This is a genomic window from Streptomyces sp. A012304 (assembly GCF_026008495.1).
Classification (GTDB): domain Bacteria; phylum Actinomycetota; class Actinomycetes; order Streptomycetales; family Streptomycetaceae; genus Streptomyces.
The window spans coordinates 302,588-317,746 of record NZ_BQUN01000112.1 but is presented as its reverse complement, the minus strand read 5'-3'; the positions used below and the strand labels follow the sequence as shown (position 1 = coordinate 317,746).

Annotated in this window: 12 protein-coding genes and 1 pseudogene; 6 read left to right on the top strand and 7 right to left on the bottom strand. The window is 73.9% G+C overall.

The genetic code is table 11. The annotated features are described in order from the left end of the window. From ALMP_RS30175 to lnt, 3 genes and pseudogenes are all read right to left on the bottom strand, one after another. Positions 1 to 128, bottom strand: a pseudogene (locus tag ALMP_RS30175) (3-hydroxybutyrate dehydrogenase); the annotation flags it as partial. A 54-nt stretch (positions 129 to 182) separates the two neighbouring features. Next, positions 183 to 662 carry an NUDIX domain-containing protein gene (locus ALMP_RS30170; protein ID WP_264933966.1) on the bottom strand — a complete coding sequence of 160 codons (480 nt, stop codon included), beginning with the start codon at positions 660 to 662 and terminating at the stop codon, positions 183 to 185. A 98-nt stretch (positions 663 to 760) separates the two neighbouring features. Beyond that, entirely contained in the window at positions 761 to 2,365 is a 1,605-nt protein-coding gene (lnt, locus tag ALMP_RS30165; RefSeq protein WP_264933964.1) for an apolipoprotein N-acyltransferase, read from the bottom strand. Between the two features lie 204 nt (positions 2,366 to 2,569). On the opposite strand from lnt, the gene ALMP_RS30160 reads away from it, so the two are divergent. Then, entirely contained in the window at positions 2,570 to 3,703 is a 1,134-nt protein-coding gene (locus ALMP_RS30160; RefSeq protein ID WP_375803550.1) for an O-antigen ligase family protein, read from the top strand. An 11-nt stretch (positions 3,704 to 3,714) separates the two neighbouring features. On the opposite strand, the gene ALMP_RS30155 is transcribed toward ALMP_RS30160, so the two are convergent. Beyond that, entirely contained in the window at positions 3,715 to 4,257 is a 543-nt protein-coding gene (locus ALMP_RS30155) for a hypothetical protein (RefSeq protein WP_264933960.1), read from the bottom strand. A 108-nt stretch (positions 4,258 to 4,365) separates the two neighbouring features. Continuing rightward, complete coding sequence (locus ALMP_RS30150) at positions 4,366 to 5,151, bottom strand: glutamate racemase (protein WP_264933958.1); 786 nt, start codon at positions 5,149 to 5,151, stop codon at positions 4,366 to 4,368. A 39-nt stretch (positions 5,152 to 5,190) separates the two neighbouring features. On the opposite strand from ALMP_RS30150, the gene ALMP_RS30145 reads away from it, so the two are divergent. After that, positions 5,191 to 6,384: a glycosyltransferase gene (locus ALMP_RS30145; RefSeq protein ID WP_264933957.1), complete on the top strand. Its 1,194-nt coding sequence runs from the start codon at positions 5,191 to 5,193 to the stop codon at positions 6,382 to 6,384. A gap of 6 nt (positions 6,385 to 6,390) precedes the next feature. Here ALMP_RS30145 and ALMP_RS30140 read toward each other — a convergent pair whose 3' ends face one another. Then, complete coding sequence (locus ALMP_RS30140; RefSeq protein ID WP_264933956.1) at positions 6,391 to 7,671, bottom strand: TerD domain-containing protein; 1,281 nt, start codon at positions 7,669 to 7,671, stop codon at positions 6,391 to 6,393. Between the two features lie 309 nt (positions 7,672 to 7,980). Between ALMP_RS30140 and ALMP_RS30135 the strand changes: the two genes are divergently transcribed. From ALMP_RS30135 to ALMP_RS30120, 4 genes are all read left to right on the top strand, one after another. Further along, a complete protein-coding gene (locus ALMP_RS30135; protein ID WP_264933955.1) occupies positions 7,981 to 8,412 on the top strand; it encodes a DUF6643 family protein in 432 nt (143 codons plus the stop codon). Positions 8,413 to 8,453: 41 nt separating this feature from the next. Next, entirely contained in the window at positions 8,454 to 9,278 is an 825-nt protein-coding gene (locus ALMP_RS30130) for an MOSC domain-containing protein (protein WP_264933953.1), read from the top strand. A 183-nt stretch (positions 9,279 to 9,461) separates the two neighbouring features. Next, positions 9,462 to 10,067, top strand: a complete 606-nt coding sequence (locus ALMP_RS30125) for a hypothetical protein (protein WP_264933951.1) — start codon at positions 9,462 to 9,464, stop codon at positions 10,065 to 10,067. Between the two features lie 106 nt (positions 10,068 to 10,173). Beyond that, positions 10,174 to 12,609: a right-handed parallel beta-helix repeat-containing protein gene (locus ALMP_RS30120; protein ID WP_264933949.1), complete on the top strand. Its 2,436-nt coding sequence runs from the start codon at positions 10,174 to 10,176 to the stop codon at positions 12,607 to 12,609. A gap of 36 nt (positions 12,610 to 12,645) precedes the next feature. On the opposite strand, the gene ALMP_RS30115 is transcribed toward ALMP_RS30120, so the two are convergent. Beyond that, positions 12,646 to 14,973: a hypothetical protein gene (locus tag ALMP_RS30115; protein ID WP_264933947.1), complete on the bottom strand. Its 2,328-nt coding sequence runs from the start codon at positions 14,971 to 14,973 to the stop codon at positions 12,646 to 12,648. Positions 14,974 to 15,159 lie beyond the last annotated feature (186 nt).

The following is a 15,159-nucleotide window of genomic DNA, read 5'->3' as shown; positions in this document are numbered from 1 at the left end:
CCGCCCCCCCCCAGCCGCAGCGCACAGGCGCGGCCGATGCCGCCGGCGGCGCCGGTGACGAGAGCGGTGCGTCCGCCGAGGTCGAGGGAGGGGGTGTGGGGGACCGGGGCGGCGGGGGGCGTGGTCATGTCCCGACCCTAGGCAGCCTCCGCCCCTCGTCCCATGTGGTCACACCCCACACTTCACTCGGAACTCATGGTCTCGAACCATGTGGGTTCGTCGGAGAGTGCCTGCTTGATGCGGAACAGCTGCCGTTCGCGCATGACGGGCAGGGCGTCCACCGCGAACCAGCCGACCGCCAGGGACTCGTCGTCGTTGACCCGCGCCTCTCCGCCGACGGCACGGCAGCGGAAGGTGATGTCCATGAACTGGCACCGGTCGCCGTTGGGGTACTCGACTTCTCTCCCGGAGCGGACGAGCACGACCCGCTCGGGCACGCACCGCACGCCCGTCTCCTCGTACACCTCCCGCACGGCGCACTCCGCCGGCTGCTCACCCGGGTCGGGGATGCCCGTGATCACGGTCCACTGGTGGTTGTCCGTCCGCTGCCCGAGCAGCACCCGGCCCTCGTCGTCGAAGACGACGGCGCTGACGCCGGGGAGCCAGAGCAGCTGATGACCGGCGGTGGCCCGGATCTCACGAATGAAGTCAGGAGTTGCCATGCGCCGACCCTATCCGGGACCGGCACCGCCCCTCGGAGGCGCGCAGGGAACGTACGAGGGCCGTAGGAGCGGGGACGCGGCACGCCCCCGCCCGCCCGTTACGCCTGGGCCCGCCGCCCTCGCACCCCCGCGCCGATCGCCCAGGCCAGGCCGCCCGCGGCGACGAGCACCAGGGCGATCTCCGGAAGGATGCCCATCCGCGTCGCCGGGGTCTCCGAGGAGCGCAGGGGCACCTTCTGCACCAGGGAGTCCGCCACGAACATGCCGGTCTTCTGGGTGATCCTCCCGTCCGGCATGATGATCGCGCTGACGCCGCTGGTCACGGGCACGGTGACGGTCCGGCTGTGCTCGACCGCGCGGACCCGGGACATGGCGAGCTGCTGGTAGGTCATCTCGCTGCGGTCGAAGGTGGCGTTGTTGCTCGGCACGGAGATCAGCTGGGCGCCGTGGGTGACCGTGTCGCGCACGGCCCAGTCGAAGGCCGCCTCGTAGCAGGTGGCGAGGCCGACCTCGGTGCCGCCGACGTCGAACACGCCCGGCTTGCCGCCCCGGCTGAAGTCCTGGCGGACCATCGAGGTCCACTCGGAGTTGATGGCCCCGATGAGCGAGCGCAGCGGGAGGTACTCGCCGAACGGCTGGACCTGCCGCTTGTCGTAGGTCTGGGTGGGGCCCTTCACCGGGTCCCACAGGATCTGCTCGTTGTAGAGCTTGCCGTCGCGTTCGACGACCCCGCCGACCGAGATGGGCACGCCGATGGCCTTGGCCGCGTCCTCGATCACGGCGGCCGCGTCCGGGTTGGCGAAGGGGTCGATGTCGGAGGAGTTCTCGGGCCACAGCACGAAGTCGGGCCGGGTCACGTTGCCCGCCTTGACCTCGGCGGCCAGCCGCAGCGTCTCACGCGCGTGGTAGTCGAGGACGGCTCGGCGCTGGGCGTTGAAGTCCAGGCCGAGGCGCGGCACGTTGCCCTGGATGGCGGCGACCGTCACCGTCCCGTTCTCCGCCTTGTCGCTCACCAGCGGGCGGGCGGCCACGGCCGCCACGACCGGCACGGCGACGCTGAGCAGTGCCAGCGCGGCGGCCGACCGCCGCACCTCACGCGTGTGCCGCCACTGGAGCGCCAGGCGCACGGCCTCGTACAGCCCGAACCCGCACAGGACGACCGCGAAGCCGAGCACGGGCGTGCCGCCCACCGCGGCGAGCGGCAGGAAGACGCCGTCCGCCTGGCCGAAGGCGATCTTGCCCCACGGGAAACCGCCGAACGGGGCACGCGCGCGGGCCGCCTCACCGGCGGTCCACAGCGCGGCCGCCCACACCGGCCAGCCCGGCAGCCTGGACACCGCCGCCACGCCGACGCCGACCAGCGCGACGAAGACCGCCTCGATGACCACGAGGGCGAGCCAGGGGCCGGGGCCGACCTCGACACCGGTCCACACCAGCAGCGGCAGCAGGAAGCCCAGTCCGAAGAGGTAGCCGAGGCCCAGGGCCGCCTTCCAGCCGCGGCCGCGCAGCACCCAGCCGAGGAGGGCGAAGGCGGGCATGGCCAGCCACCACAGGGGGCGCGGCGGGAAGCTGACGTAGAGGAGCACTCCGGAGAGCGCCGCGGTGGCGGCGGGGACGAGGCGCCGGAGCCGTGTGCCGCGCGACGGCGCGGGCGTGGGCTCCAGCTGGTCCGGCCGGTCCACGGAAGTTGCGGTGACGGTCACTCCGGGAGTGTACGGCGAGTCACCTTTTGGCCGACAGCGCGGTGGGCGACCGTACCGGCCCGGACCGTCCGTTTTCCGCGCGAGTCATCCACAAACCGCCCATCAGCCGTTACGGTGAGCCAGAGCTCCTGTCGCGCGGGGCGGCCGGGGTGCGAAACGGTCGCGGGGAAACCGGGTTCGGGGGGACGCGTGCGGTTCACGGGGATGGCCTCCGCGGCCGGTCAGGACGCGGACGACGATCACAGACGAAACGTTTCTCAGGGCGGAGCCCGCGACAGGCCCTCGGACCGGCGCGTCGTCTCCGACACGGCCGGTGTGGCGGTGCTCGGCGCCTGCGCGACCTGGTCGCTCATCACCGCGACCGCGCACGGCGGGCGTCCGGAGGGCGTGCTGCTGGCGGTTCTCGCCGTGGCCGCCGGATACGCGGCGGGGCGGATCTTCGGCGCGCTGCTGCCCGTCGCCGCGCCGTGCGCCGCCGCACTGAGCGGGCTCTGTCTGACGGTGGCGCTGCCGCGGCTCACCCCGGGCCCCGAGTTCGCCGGCCCGCTCGGACACGCGGGCGCCACCGCCGCGGTGCTGACCCTGTCGGCCGGTGCCGCGTGCTGCGCGGCCTGGGCCACGCCCGTGCCCGCCCTGCGGCTCGCCCTGCGCCTGCTGGCGTGCGGCAGCGCGGTGACGGGGGCCGCGCTGGGTTCGACCACCGCGGTCGTGACCTGCTGCGCCGTCCTGCTGTGCTCCCTGGCGGCCGGACGCGTGCGTCACCGGGGGCCGGGGCTCGCGGGGCTGGCCGTGGCCGCGACGGCGATGACGGCGCTGTTCTGGGCGGTGGCCGGGAACGCGCTGCCCGGTGGGCTCGCCGCGTCCCTGGAGGACCAGCTGACACCGCGCCGGGTCGACCTGTGGCGCGACGCCCTGCGCCTGGCGCGCCACGACCTCGGTCTCGGCGTGGGACCAGGGCGATTCGGGGAACTGAGCCCGACCGCGGCCCTGTCGACCGTGTCCGACGGCAAGCCGCACTCCGCGCCGTTGCAGATGGCCGCGGAGCAGGGGGTCGTCGGGGTGCTGCTGCTGGCGGCCGCCTTCTGCTGGCTGCTGTTCGCCCTGTGGCGCTCCTCGCGCCCGACCCCGGTCGTCCTCACCGCCGGCGCCGCGCTCACGGCGCTGGCGGCCGTCGCCGCGGTCGGCAACGCGCTCAGCTTCACCGCCGTGTCGGTCGGCGCGGGCCTGCTGGCGGGCCTGGCCACGGCCCGTCCGCTCGTGGTCGAGCCGGGCACGGCCGACGGGCCGTCGGGGCCTGAGAGGGGTCCGCTCCCGCGCGGCGGCCGCCCCGCCGCCTGATCCCCGGCAGGTCAGTGCGCCGCGCCGGTCGTGCCCTGCCGCAGCCGGGCCCTGATGGCCTGGACGGCGGACTCGGCGTCGTCCACCGTGATCGTGAACGTGTGGCCGTCCCAGAGTCGCAGCACCACGCCCTCGCCGCGCCGTACGACGACCGCGGTACCCTTCTCCGGCCGCCAGCGGTAGCCCCAGCCGCCCCAGTGCCGGGGGGTGACATGCGGGTCGAAGTCCGCTCCGGCGACATGGGCCAGCGGAATACGGCGGCGCGGCAGGCCGATGTGCCCGCAGCGCACTTCGACGGACTCCTTGTCGAGCTTGAGATCGACGTGGACGAAGGCGAGCGTGCCGAAGAGGACCAGCAGCCCGGCGGCGATGCAGCCGACGACGGACATGACCAGCGGCGCGACGCCGGAGGACCACGCGGAGTCGAGGGCCAGCTCGATACCGAGCGCCATACAGGCGGCGCCCACGAGCGCGAGCAGCCACTGGAACCGGTTGGTGGCGCGTCCGTGCCAGACGTGCGGGGCGTCCTCCCCGCCGGGGTGGGGGTCCCTCATATTCATGAGGTTACTCAGGTTTCGCTCCGCCGGTAACGGGTCGCACAGGGTGACTGGGCCGGCCGGACGACGGACGCGGACCGGATGGACCCGCTCCGTCACCGGGCGTCACGGTGCCGGGCTGACCGCCTGGAGCAGACGCCCTTCGGGGTAGGCGAGGGCGGCTGCCGGAAGCCCGCCTTCCTGCCCGCTGAGCAGAACGGTCAGGGAGCCGCCGGGCGCCGCGTCGGGCGCGGGGCGGGCGCCGATGCGGCGCAGCGCCTGTGCGGCCACCGCGCCGGCCGAGCCGTGCAGGGCGAGCGGGGGCCGGCCGGGGCGCTGGACGGCGGCGCGGATGCGGTCGGCGACCAGCTCGTAGTGGGTGCAGCCCAGGACGACGGTCGTCACGTCCCGCGGGGTCAGGGCGGCGGCCGCCGCGACGGCGGCCTCGACGGCCGGCTCGTCCGCGTGCTCGACCGCCTCGGCCAGGCCCCAGCAGGGCACCTCCGTGACGGTGACACCGTCGGCGAAGTCCTCGATGAGGCCCCGCTGGTAGGGGCTGCCCGTGGTGGCGGGGGTGGCCCAGATCGCGACGGGGCCGCCACCGGCCGCGGCCGGCTTGATGGCGGGGACGGTGCCGATCACCGGGATGCCCGGTTCGAGGCGGGCCCGCACGGTCGGCAGGGCGTGCACGGTCGCCGTGTTGCAGCCGATGATCAGGGCGTCCGGCCGGTGGGCGGCGGCGGCCTCGGCGACGGCCATCGCGCGCGCGGTGAGGTCTTCGGTGGTGCGCGGGCCCCAGGGCATGCCGTCGGGGTCCAGGGAGAGCACGAGATCGGCGTCGGGTCGCAGGCGCCGTACCGCAGCGGTGGCCGCCAGCAGCCCGATTCCGGAGTCCATGAGCGCGATCTTCACCCGGCCACGATAGACGATGTGCCCTTGGGGCCCGGTCGGGTGGGGCAGACTGCGCGGGTGAGCGCCATCGCGTGGACCGCCGCCGTCTCCCTCGCCGCCTGGCTGTGGCTGCTGCTCTGCCAGGGCTTCTTCTGGCGCACGGACGTCCGGCTGCCGCCGCGCCGGGAACCCGAGGTGTGGCCGTCGGTCGGTGTCGTCGTCCCCGCGCGTGACGAGGCGGCGGTGCTGCCCCTGAGCCTGCCGTCACTGCTCACACAGGACTATCCGGGCCGGGCGGAGGTCTTCCTCGTCGACGACGGCAGCCGTGACGGCACCGGGGAACTGGCGCGCGAGCTGGCGCGGCGGCACGACGGGCTGCCCCTGACCGTGGACTCACCGGGCGAGCCGCCCGAGGGCTGGACGGGGAAGCTGTGGGCGGTCCGGCACGGCATCGCCCTGGCACGCGCGCGTGAGCCCGAGTTCCTCCTCCTGACGGACGCCGACATCGCGCACGCGCCGGAGAGTCTGCGGGAGCTGGTGGCGGCGGCCCGCACCGGCGGTTTCGACGTCGTCTCGCAGATGGCGCGGCTGCGGGTGGAGAGCCTGTGGGAGCGGCTCGTCGTGCCGGCCTTCGTCTACTTCTTCGCCCAGCTCTACCCGTTCCGCCGGGTCGGCCGACGGGGCGCGCGGACGGCGGCCGCGGCGGGCGGCTGCGTCCTGCTGCGCGCGGAAGCGGCCGAACGGGCCGGGATCCCGGACGCCATCCGGCAGGCCGTCATCGACGACGTGGCTCTCGCGCGGGCCGTGAAGGCGACCGGCGGCCGCGTCTGGCTGGGGCTGGCCGACCGGGTGGACAGCGTGCGTCCCTACCCGAGGCTGGCGGATCTGTGGCGGATGGTCTCGCGCAGCGCCTACACCCAGTTGCGGCACAACCCGCTGCTGCTGGCCGGCACGATCCTCGGCCTCGCCCTGGTGTACCTGGTGCCGCCGGCCGCCCTCCTGGCCGGGCTCGCCACCGGTGACGCGGCCGCGGCGTGGCTCGGCGGACCGGCCTGGCTGGTGATGACCGGGACGTACGTGCCGATGCTCCGCTATTACCGCCAGCCGCTGTGGCTCGCCCCGCTGCTGCCGTTCACCGCGTTCCTCTATCTGCTGATGACGGTGGATTCCGCGGTACAGCACCACCGGGGGCGAGGTGCGGCCTGGAAGGGCCGCACCTACACCCGTCCGGACGCCGTCGCCGGGGAGGGCTGAACCCGGTCACTTGCGGCCCGGGGTCCAGTTCATGCCCCAGCCGTAGGCGTAGTCGACGGTCCGCTGCGGGCTCACCCCGCGCTCGGGCACCAGGTAGCGGGCCTCGCGCTGGACGACGAGGTCGCCGCCGGTGTGGGTGATCAGCGCGAGCGCGCACACCGTCGACGGGACGGTGCACTCGTCCAGGGAGAAGTCGATCGGGGCGCCGTACTGCGGCTGGAGCGTGACCGTGGCGTGCAGGTCGGCGAAGGAGCGGGCGCCTTCGTAGATCGTGACGAAGACGAGGATGCGCCGGAAGTCGTCCCTGTGGTCCAGGTTGATGGTGAGGTTCTCCCCGCTGGCCACGGCCCCGGTGCGGTCGTCGCCGTCGAGCTGGATGTACGGCGGCTGGTGCAGGGCGCCGAAGGCGTTGCCGAGGGCCTGGACGACGCCTTTGCGGCCGTCGGCGAGCTCGAACAGGGCACACAGGTCGAGGTCGAGGTCGTTGTGGAGCGCGACCGCGCGGCCCTGCTTGCCGCCCCACCGCGAGAACTGCTTGCGCACCTCCCAGTTGAGGTTCACGCGCATGGCGCCCGACGTGCCGCCCTGCTTGGTCAGCGACACCGACGGGGCCGCCTTGGTGAGCGTGACCTTGGACAGACTGACCGGTGCGGTGGCCGGCGGGGCGGGGACGGAGGGCATCGTCGCCGGAGGGGGCGGAAGGGTGGGACTGGCCTGAGGGACCGGCGGTGGTGCGGTCACGGGGGCCGCGGTGGGCGCCGCCTGCTGCGGCTCGTCCACGGTGATGCCGAAGTCGGTGGCCAGTCCCTCCAGACCGCTGCCGTACCCCTGCCCGACGGCCCGGAACTTCCAGGCGCCCTGGCGGCGGTAGAACTCGCCCAGCACGAAGGCCGTCTCGACACTCGCGCCGGTGCTGTCGAACCGGGCCACCACGGTGCTGCCGGCCGCGTCGCGCACCTCGATGGAGAGGTCCGGCACCTGCCCGAACGTGCCGCCGTCCACCGAGGCGGCGAGGACGACGGTCTCGACCGCGGGCTCCACGCGCGCGAGGTCGACGAGCAGCGTGTCGGTCACCCGGCCGCCCGCGTCCCGCTTGCCCTCGTGGCGGACCGCGCCGGAGGCGTGCGCCGGCTGGTTGTAGAAGACGAAGTCGCTGTCGGAGCGGACCTTCCCGCCGACCAGCAGCAGCGCGGAGGCGTCCGCGTCGGGCACGCCCGGTCCCGAGCGCCAGCCCACCTCGACCCGCAGCGCCGTCGTCGGCACCGGGGTGTTGGATCCCTTCGGCATTGACATGTCCGCCCCCATCAGCTCTCACCGTGCGGGGCCGCTCGCCCCGGCATCCACGGGCCTGTCTACCCGGCCAACCTATTCGGCCGGACGTCGAACTCCCATCCATGGCGCGGGAACAACCGTCGAACACGCCCGCCAGACCCCGGCAACCCGCCCGGAACTCGGCCTTTACATGATCCAAACGATGATTGCCGCCCCTTTTTGCCAAGTTCGCTCGCATTGGGGATGCCAGGTCACCCCGGACACGGAAAACAACCCTCTTATCGGTCTCCCCAACCAGCACATCGTGGGCTTAACTTATGTGCCATGACCTCCCCCCGCTCCACCTATGGCGGCGGCTACTACTCCGCCTCCTTCCCGGACACCCCGATCTACGACTCGCTCGTGGCCGAGCGGGGCACCCCGCAGATCGCCCCGATCCGGGTCCCCGCCGAGTACGCCACGCCGGCCAGCAGTCTGCCCGCGCTGCCCTCGGCACTGCCCGCCCTCCCGGCGGCCCCGTCCCAGCCCTCCTACGGCTACCCGCAGGTGCAGCAGCCCGCTCCGCTGCAACAGGCGCCCGCGGCCTACATCCCGCCGCAGGCCACCGCGCCGCGCGGCTATCCCGGTCCGCAGATGCAGCAGCCGCGCCCGGCGGCGCCCGGCACGGGCTACGAGGCGATGCGCCCCGCGGCTCCCCGGCCGGCCGGCGCCCCGTACCAGGACCCGTACAACAACCAGCAGTACCGCGGCTACTGAGCCGACCCGGGACTGTCCGTGCCACCTGGCAGGATGAGTCCATGGGGAATCCGCAGCTGCTGTCGATCCACGTTCATCCGGTCAAGGCGTTCCGGGGTGTCGCACCCCGGGAGGCCGTCGTGGAGCCCTGGGGGCTGGCCGGAGACCGGCGCTGGGCGCTGATCGACCACGGGGGAAAGGTCGTCACGCAACGCCAGCAGCCGCGCCTCGCGATGGCCGCCGCCGAGCCTCTGCCCGGTGGCGGCCTCCGTCTGTCCGCCCCCGGTCTGGAGCCGCTGACCGTGGCGGAGCCGGAGCCGGTGGCGACGGTCGCGATGGAAGTCTTCCGCGACAAGGTGGAAGGCGTCCTCGCCGACGCGGCCGCGCACGCCTGGTGCAGCGCCCACCTCGGAGCCGACGTGCGCCTGGTGCACATGGACGACCCCGCGACACGCCGTCCGGTGGACCCGGAATACGCGCTGCCCGGCGAGACCGTCACCTTCGCCGACGGCTACCCGCTGCTGGTCACCACGACCGCTTCCCTCGACGCCCTCAACTCGCTGATCGCGCGGGGCGAGCACGCCGCCGAGGGCCCGCTGCCGATGAACCGCTTCCGCCCGAACCTGGTCCTCGCGGGCACCGACCCGTGGGCCGAGGACGGCTGGTCGCGCCTGACGATCGGTGAGGTCTCCTTCCGGGTCGCCAGGAACTGCGGTCGGTGTGTGGTGACCACGACCGACCAGGCCACCGCGGCCCGCGGCAGGGAACCGCTGTACTCGCTCGGCCGGCACCGCCGCCTCGGCGGCAGGCTGATCTTCGGTCAGAACCTGGTGCCGCTGTCGCGCGGCACGGTCCGGGTCGGTGACCCGGTGCGGATCGACGCGTAGTTCCGGCCGGATTACCCGGACCGGGTGATCCGGGGAACCTCCCTCCGTCCTTTGGCCGTTGTGCTTCCGTGAGACGTTCATGAGAGGACCCGGCCGCAGGTGATTTCGCTCTCTCTTCGGCCGGGTCCGTCCGCGAACGGCTCGCCGGGGGGGTATCACGGAGCGGAAAGGGGGTGCGGGACGGTGCGAGCGATCAGCGGACTGTGGCGCTGGCGGCACAACCCGTTGCGCCGTACGACGGATCTTGTCGAGGCGTGGGTCGCCCTGGCGGCGCTGCTGTCGATCGTCCTCGTCGCGCCCGTCGTCGGTTCCCTGGTCGGGGCCGTCGCACAGGACGCCCTGCAGCAGTCGGTGCGCGACCAGCACCGCGCCCGCCACGAGATCACCGCCACGGTGGTACGGAAGCTGGAGGGCTCACCGCTGGAGGCGGACCCCGAGACCCTCACCGGGCGGGACGCCCGCCACCGCGTGGTCGCCGACTGGACCGCCCCGGACGGCACCGGCCACCACGGCACGGTCATGGCCGACCTCAAGTCGCCCCACCCGGGTGACGAGTTCTCCCTCTGGACCGACGCGCACGGCCGGCTGGTGGCCCGCCCGCTGGACTCCGCCACGGCGACGACACACGCGGTCCTCGCCGGTTTCGCAGCGGCCCTGCTGGCCGTCGGCCTGATAGAGAGTGGCAGAAGACTGATCGTGTGGCGCATGGTCCGCCGCCGGTACGCCCGTTGGGACCAGGCCTGGGACCGTACGGGCCCGGACTGGGGCCGCACGGGGACCGGTAGCTGACAGCCCGCGTCTGTGGTCAACCCACGGCCCACTCACACGCTACGGTGGTCCGGCCGAGGCGTTCGGCATCAACCCGCGTACGACGAGGTGGGGGCACAGCAACACCATGGCACAGGGCACGGTCCAGGTGACGCACACCGGCACGTCGCGGTGGCGGCGCCGCACGGGTGAGTACGCATCGCTCGCCGCCGCCCTGGAGGCCGCGGCCGAGGGCGACGTCCTCACGATCGCTCCCGGCACCTACCGGGAGAACCTCGTCGTCCAGCGGGCGGTGACACTGCGCGGCCCCGAGGGCTCCCCCGGTGCCGTGCGCATCGCGCCCGTGGACGGTGTGCCATTGACGGTGCGTGCCGCGGCCGTGGTCCAGGACCTGCACGTGGAGGGCCAGGACCCGACGGCGCCCGCGGTGCTCGTCGAGGAGGGCACGCCCGAGCTGCTGGACCTGCGGATCGTCACCCGGTCCTCGGCCGGCGTCGAGGTGCGCGGCGGCGCGCGGCCGACAGTACGGCGGTGCACCGTCGACAACCCGGCGGGCAGCGGCATCGCCGTGGTCGACGGCGGCGGCGGTGTCTTCGAGGAGTGCGAGGTCGTCGCGGCCGGGCAGGCGGGCGTCGCCGTGCGCGGGGCCGGGCACCCCCGTCTGGAGCGCTGCCGGGTGCACCACACCTCGGGCAGCGGCCTGAGCGTGACCGGCGAGAACTCCGCGCTGGAGGCGGTGAGTTGCGAGGTGTACGAGGTCCGCGGCAGCGGTGTCCAGGTCACCGCCCGGGCCGGCGCGCACCTCGTCGACTGCGATGTGCACCGCACCACCGCCGACGGTGTCACCCTCGACACGGACGCCGTGCTCACCCTCGCCGACTGCCGTATCCACGACATTCCGGAGAACGCGGTCGATCTGCGTTCCCGCTCCGTCCTGACACTGACGCGCACGACGGTGCGTCAGTTCGGGCGCAACGGCCTGTCGGTGTGGGACCCGGGCACCCATGTGGACGCCAACCAGTGCGAGATCTCCGACAGCACCGGCGACTACCCGGCCGTCTGGGTGAGCGACGGCGCCACGGCGGTCCTGGACTCCTGCCGGGTGCACGACGTGCCGGACGCCCTGTTCGTCCTGGACCGCGGCTCGCGCGCGGACGTCGTCGACAGCGATCTGTCGCAGGTGCGCAACACGGCCGTGTCGGTGAGCGACGGCGCGACCGCCCAGCTGGACGACTGCCGGATCCGGGAAGCGGCGACGGGCGCCTGGTTCCGCGACCACGGCAGCGGCGGCACCCTCAACAACTGCACCCTGGAGTCCATCCAGACCGGTGTGATCGTCACCAAGGGCGCGGACCCCACCGTCGAGCGCTGCACGGTCGGCTCCCCCGCCGAGGCCGGCTTCTACGTGTCGGCCGGTGGCCGTGGCAGCTTCCTGGACTGCCGGGTGACAGACAGCGGCGGCTACGGCTTCCACGTGATAGACGGCTGCCGTACGACACTGCGCAAGTGCCGGACCGAGCGCTGTTCGCGCGGCGGGTACGAGTTCGCCGACGCCGCGGACGCGCCGCCCGGTACGGGCCCGGTGGTCGAGGACTGCACGAGCGACGAGAGCGCGGGCGTGCCCACCTCGTCGACGGCGCGCGAGACGGCCGTGCAGACGAACCCCCAGTCGCCGGACCTGATCGGCGCGATCCCTGAACAACGGGTGACCGTGCCGGGGGCACCGGCCGTCACCGAGTCGGAGAAACCCGTGCGGACCTCGAAGGACGTGCTCGGTGAGCTCGACGCGCTGGTCGGTCTGGACAGCGTCAAACGCGAGGTGCGGGCGCTGACCGACATGATCGAGGTGGGCCGGCGCCGGCAGCAGGCGGGCCTGAAGGCGGCCTCCGTCAAACGCCACCTGGTCTTCACCGGCGCCCCCGGCACCGGCAAGACGACGGTCGCGCGCCTGTACGGCGAGATCCTCGCCGCGCTGGACGTCCTGGAGAAGGGCCATCTGGTCGAGGTGTCCCGGGTCGACCTGGTCGGCGAGCACATCGGTTCCACCGCGATCCGCACCCAGGAGGCGTTCCAGCGGGCCCGGGGCGGTGTGCTGTTCATCGACGAGGCGTACGCGCTGTCGCCGGAGGACTCGGGGCGGGACTTCGGCAAGGAGGCCATCGACACGCTCGTGAAGCTGATGGAGGACCACCGGGACGCGGTCGTGGTGATCGTGGCCGGGTACACCGCCGAGATGGAGCGGTTCCTGTCGGTCAACCCCGGGGTGGCTTCCCGTTTCTCACGGACGATCACCTTCGGCGACTACGGGCCCGAGGAGCTGCTGCGGATCGTGGAGCAGCAGGCCGAGGAGCACGAGTACCGGCTCGCGTCGGGCACGGCGGAGGCGCTGCTGAAGTACTTCTCGGAGATCCCCAAGGGCCCCACCTTCGGCAACGGCCGCACCGCGCGCCAGACGTTCGAGGCGATGGTGGAGCGGCATGCGAGCCGGGTGGCGCAGGTGCCGGAGCCCAGCACCGACGACCTGACCCTGCTGTACGCGGAGGACCTGCCCGAGCTGCCCTAGGCCCTGTCGTCGGGGTGATCCCGGCGTCCGCGGGGCCTAGCCGGACTCGTCGGCGCGTTGCGTGGGCAGCTGCGGGCTCAGCCGGGCCAGCAGTCGGGCCCGTTCCTGCGCGAACGCCGGGTCGGCCTGGTAGTCGGAATGGCCGAGGAGGGGCGTGGGCAGCGGGTGGTTCTCGGTGCGGCCGTAGGCCAGCGGGTCGGCGAGGGGGGCGCGGTCCACCTCGGGGCCGCAGTCGTCGCCGGAGAGCCGTACCGGGCCGCCGATCGGGTCGGTGAGCCGGTAGAGGTTGCGCCAGCAGTCGACCTCCTCGTGCAGGGCGGTCAGCGCGGCCGGGCCGAAGTGGGCGGGGAACCAGCGGCCGTAGAGGCGTTCCAGCGGGGAGCCGTAGGTGAGCAGGGCGACGCGGCCGCGGTCGGCCGGGCTCAGCTGCCAGGCCGCGGCGGCCGCGAGGACGCTGCCCTGGGAGTGGCCGGAGATGACCAGGCGGCCGCCGGTGGCGCGGGTCCAGGTGGCCATCCGCCAGGTCAGGTCGGGCACCGCGCGCTCGGCGTAGCAGGGCGGCGCGAAGGGGTGGGCGGCGCGCGGCCAGAAGGTGCCGACGTCCCAGAGGATGCCGATGGTGCGGCGGGCGGAGGCGTCCTTGTAGGCGCGCCGGCCCCAGGTCACGAACAGTATGAAGCCGAGCCCTATCAGCCAGGAGCCGAGCGCCTGTCCGGTCTGGGCGGCGCCGTGGACGAACGGAAGGGTTCCCTCCGCTGCGCTGCTCGGGGTCTTGCCGGTGGCGAAGGCGCCGACGAGGGCGCCGGCGCCCAGCAACAGGGTCGTGGTGGCGGTGACGGCGACGACGAGGGGGCCACGGTCGGTGAGGGTGGCCATCGCGCGGGCCCGTGCGATGGCCCGGGTACGGGCCGGGTCGCCGGACTCGGCCGCGTAGTCGCGCAGGACCGCGGCGTGCTGGTCGCGCACCAGCCGAACGGTGTGCCGGGCGAGCAGTCCGCCCAGGCCGAGCAGCACGATCAGCAGCACCGGGATCACGGACGCCTGCCAGGTCAGCAGCACGGGCGGTCCGGGCAGGGAACTCGCGGTGCCGTCCAGCCAGTCCGAGACGCGCTGCGACACGCCGCCGGACATCACCCCGCCGAGGGCGCAGGCCAGCATCGCGACGGCGGGTCCGCCGAGGCCGCGCAGCGCGGCGCGCCCGTCCGGGTCCGTGCCGGAGCGGCGGTGCAGGGTGGAGGCGACGACGGCGAGGGCGATCACCAGGGAGCCCTGGATCAGGGCGATCCCGCCGAAGGTGACGTCGCCGGGGAGTCGGCCGGCCGATCTCCACTCGGGGCGCTCCCAGCCGGCGTACACGAGGGTCAGGGCGAGCAGGACGAGGGTGGCCAGGGGCAGGCGTCGTACGAGGTGGGCGTCGAGTTCCCGGTCGAGGCGGCGCTCGCTGCGGCCCCGGCGGCACACCACCCACACCGTGGCGAGCGCGCCGCCGGCGAGGGCGGCCTGGAGGAGCCAGCCGAGGGCGTCGAGCAGCGCGGGGCCGCCCGGGCCGCGGTCCTCGCGTGCGGCGGCCGTGCCGACGGCCGCCGCCACCGTGAGCAGACCGGCCGCGGTGTGGGCGGCGCGCAGCCGGGCCACCAGTCGGCGGCCGTACCAGAAGCCGGGCCGGCCCAGGGCGGTGTGGGCGAGCGGGTCGGCGGGTTCGGGCCGGGCTGCCGGGGGTTCCTGCGACTCGTAGGCCCGCCAGGTGCGGTGGGAGAGGTACCACAGGAGGCCGGTGAGGGCGGTGGGGACCAGCGCCGCGAGGGCGAGGCGGCGGCCGGGCAGGCTCCACCAGCCGTCGTCCGAGAGCTCCGGGGAGAGGAAGCGCAGCCAGGAGTGGCGTTCGGCGCAGGAGCGGTTGCCCGCGCACTGCCAGGCCGTCAGGTCGAGGGCGACCTCGCAGGCCGCGGCGACCAACAGCACCGTCAGGCTGAGTCCGGCGAGCCGTACCAACAGGCCGTACAGGCGCACCGGGCGGGTGCGTGCCCGGGCGGCGGGGCGCATCCAGTGGGCGAGGTTGACGACCATGAACGGCAGCAGCAGGAGCCACAGGGCGCGGGTGCCGTTGCCGGACGTGAGGTTGCACCAGACGTAGGCCTCGGGGACCGGGCGGTCGCGGGGGCCGCCGGTCGCGTTGTCGGGGTGGTCGGCGTCCGCGTCGTCGGCGCGCCGGAAGACGGCGGCCGTGTCGTCGCCGGTGATCCGCACGGTGCGCGGATCGTTCAGCATCTTCTCGGGCGTGGCCCCGCCCACGCCATGGACCAGGAGTTCCAGGGCGGCTCCCGCCGCCCCGCCGGTCGCGGCCCGTTCCTGCGCACGTTCCACTGCTCTCGCACTTCCCCCGTGACGCGCTGTCGTTGTGTGCGTGCGGGGCAAGGATGTCCGCTGAGCGGCCCGCGCGCACCCCTTGTCACCGAATCTCCCCCGTTCCGTGTGCCGAACGGGACCGCCGGGTGTCGTGGATGTGACATGCCCGCGTCGGGCGGGTGGTGGCGCGACCGGTGCCCGCCC

Bases quoted from the DNA above. Each gene is read 5' to 3' on its own strand.
- ALMP_RS30140 (WP_264933956.1), bottom strand. From the start codon at position 7,671: ATGCCGAAGGGATCCAACACCCCGGTGCCGACGACGGCGCTGCGGGTC.
- ALMP_RS30135 (WP_264933955.1), top strand. From the start codon at position 7,981: ATGACCTCCCCCCGCTCCACCTATGGCGGCGGCTACTACTCCGCCTCC.
- ALMP_RS30120 (WP_264933949.1), top strand. From the start codon at position 10,174: ATGGCACAGGGCACGGTCCAGGTGACGCACACCGGCACGTCGCGGTGG.
- ALMP_RS30155 (WP_264933960.1), bottom strand. From the start codon at position 4,257: ATGAGGGACCCCCACCCCGGCGGGGAGGACGCCCCGCACGTCTGGCAC.
- ALMP_RS30130 (WP_264933953.1), top strand. From the start codon at position 8,454: ATGGGGAATCCGCAGCTGCTGTCGATCCACGTTCATCCGGTCAAGGCG.
- ALMP_RS30160 (WP_375803550.1), top strand. From the start codon at position 2,570: ATGGCCTCCGCGGCCGGTCAGGACGCGGACGACGATCACAGACGAAAC.
- ALMP_RS30170 (WP_264933966.1), bottom strand. From the start codon at position 662: ATGGCAACTCCTGACTTCATTCGTGAGATCCGGGCCACCGCCGGTCAT.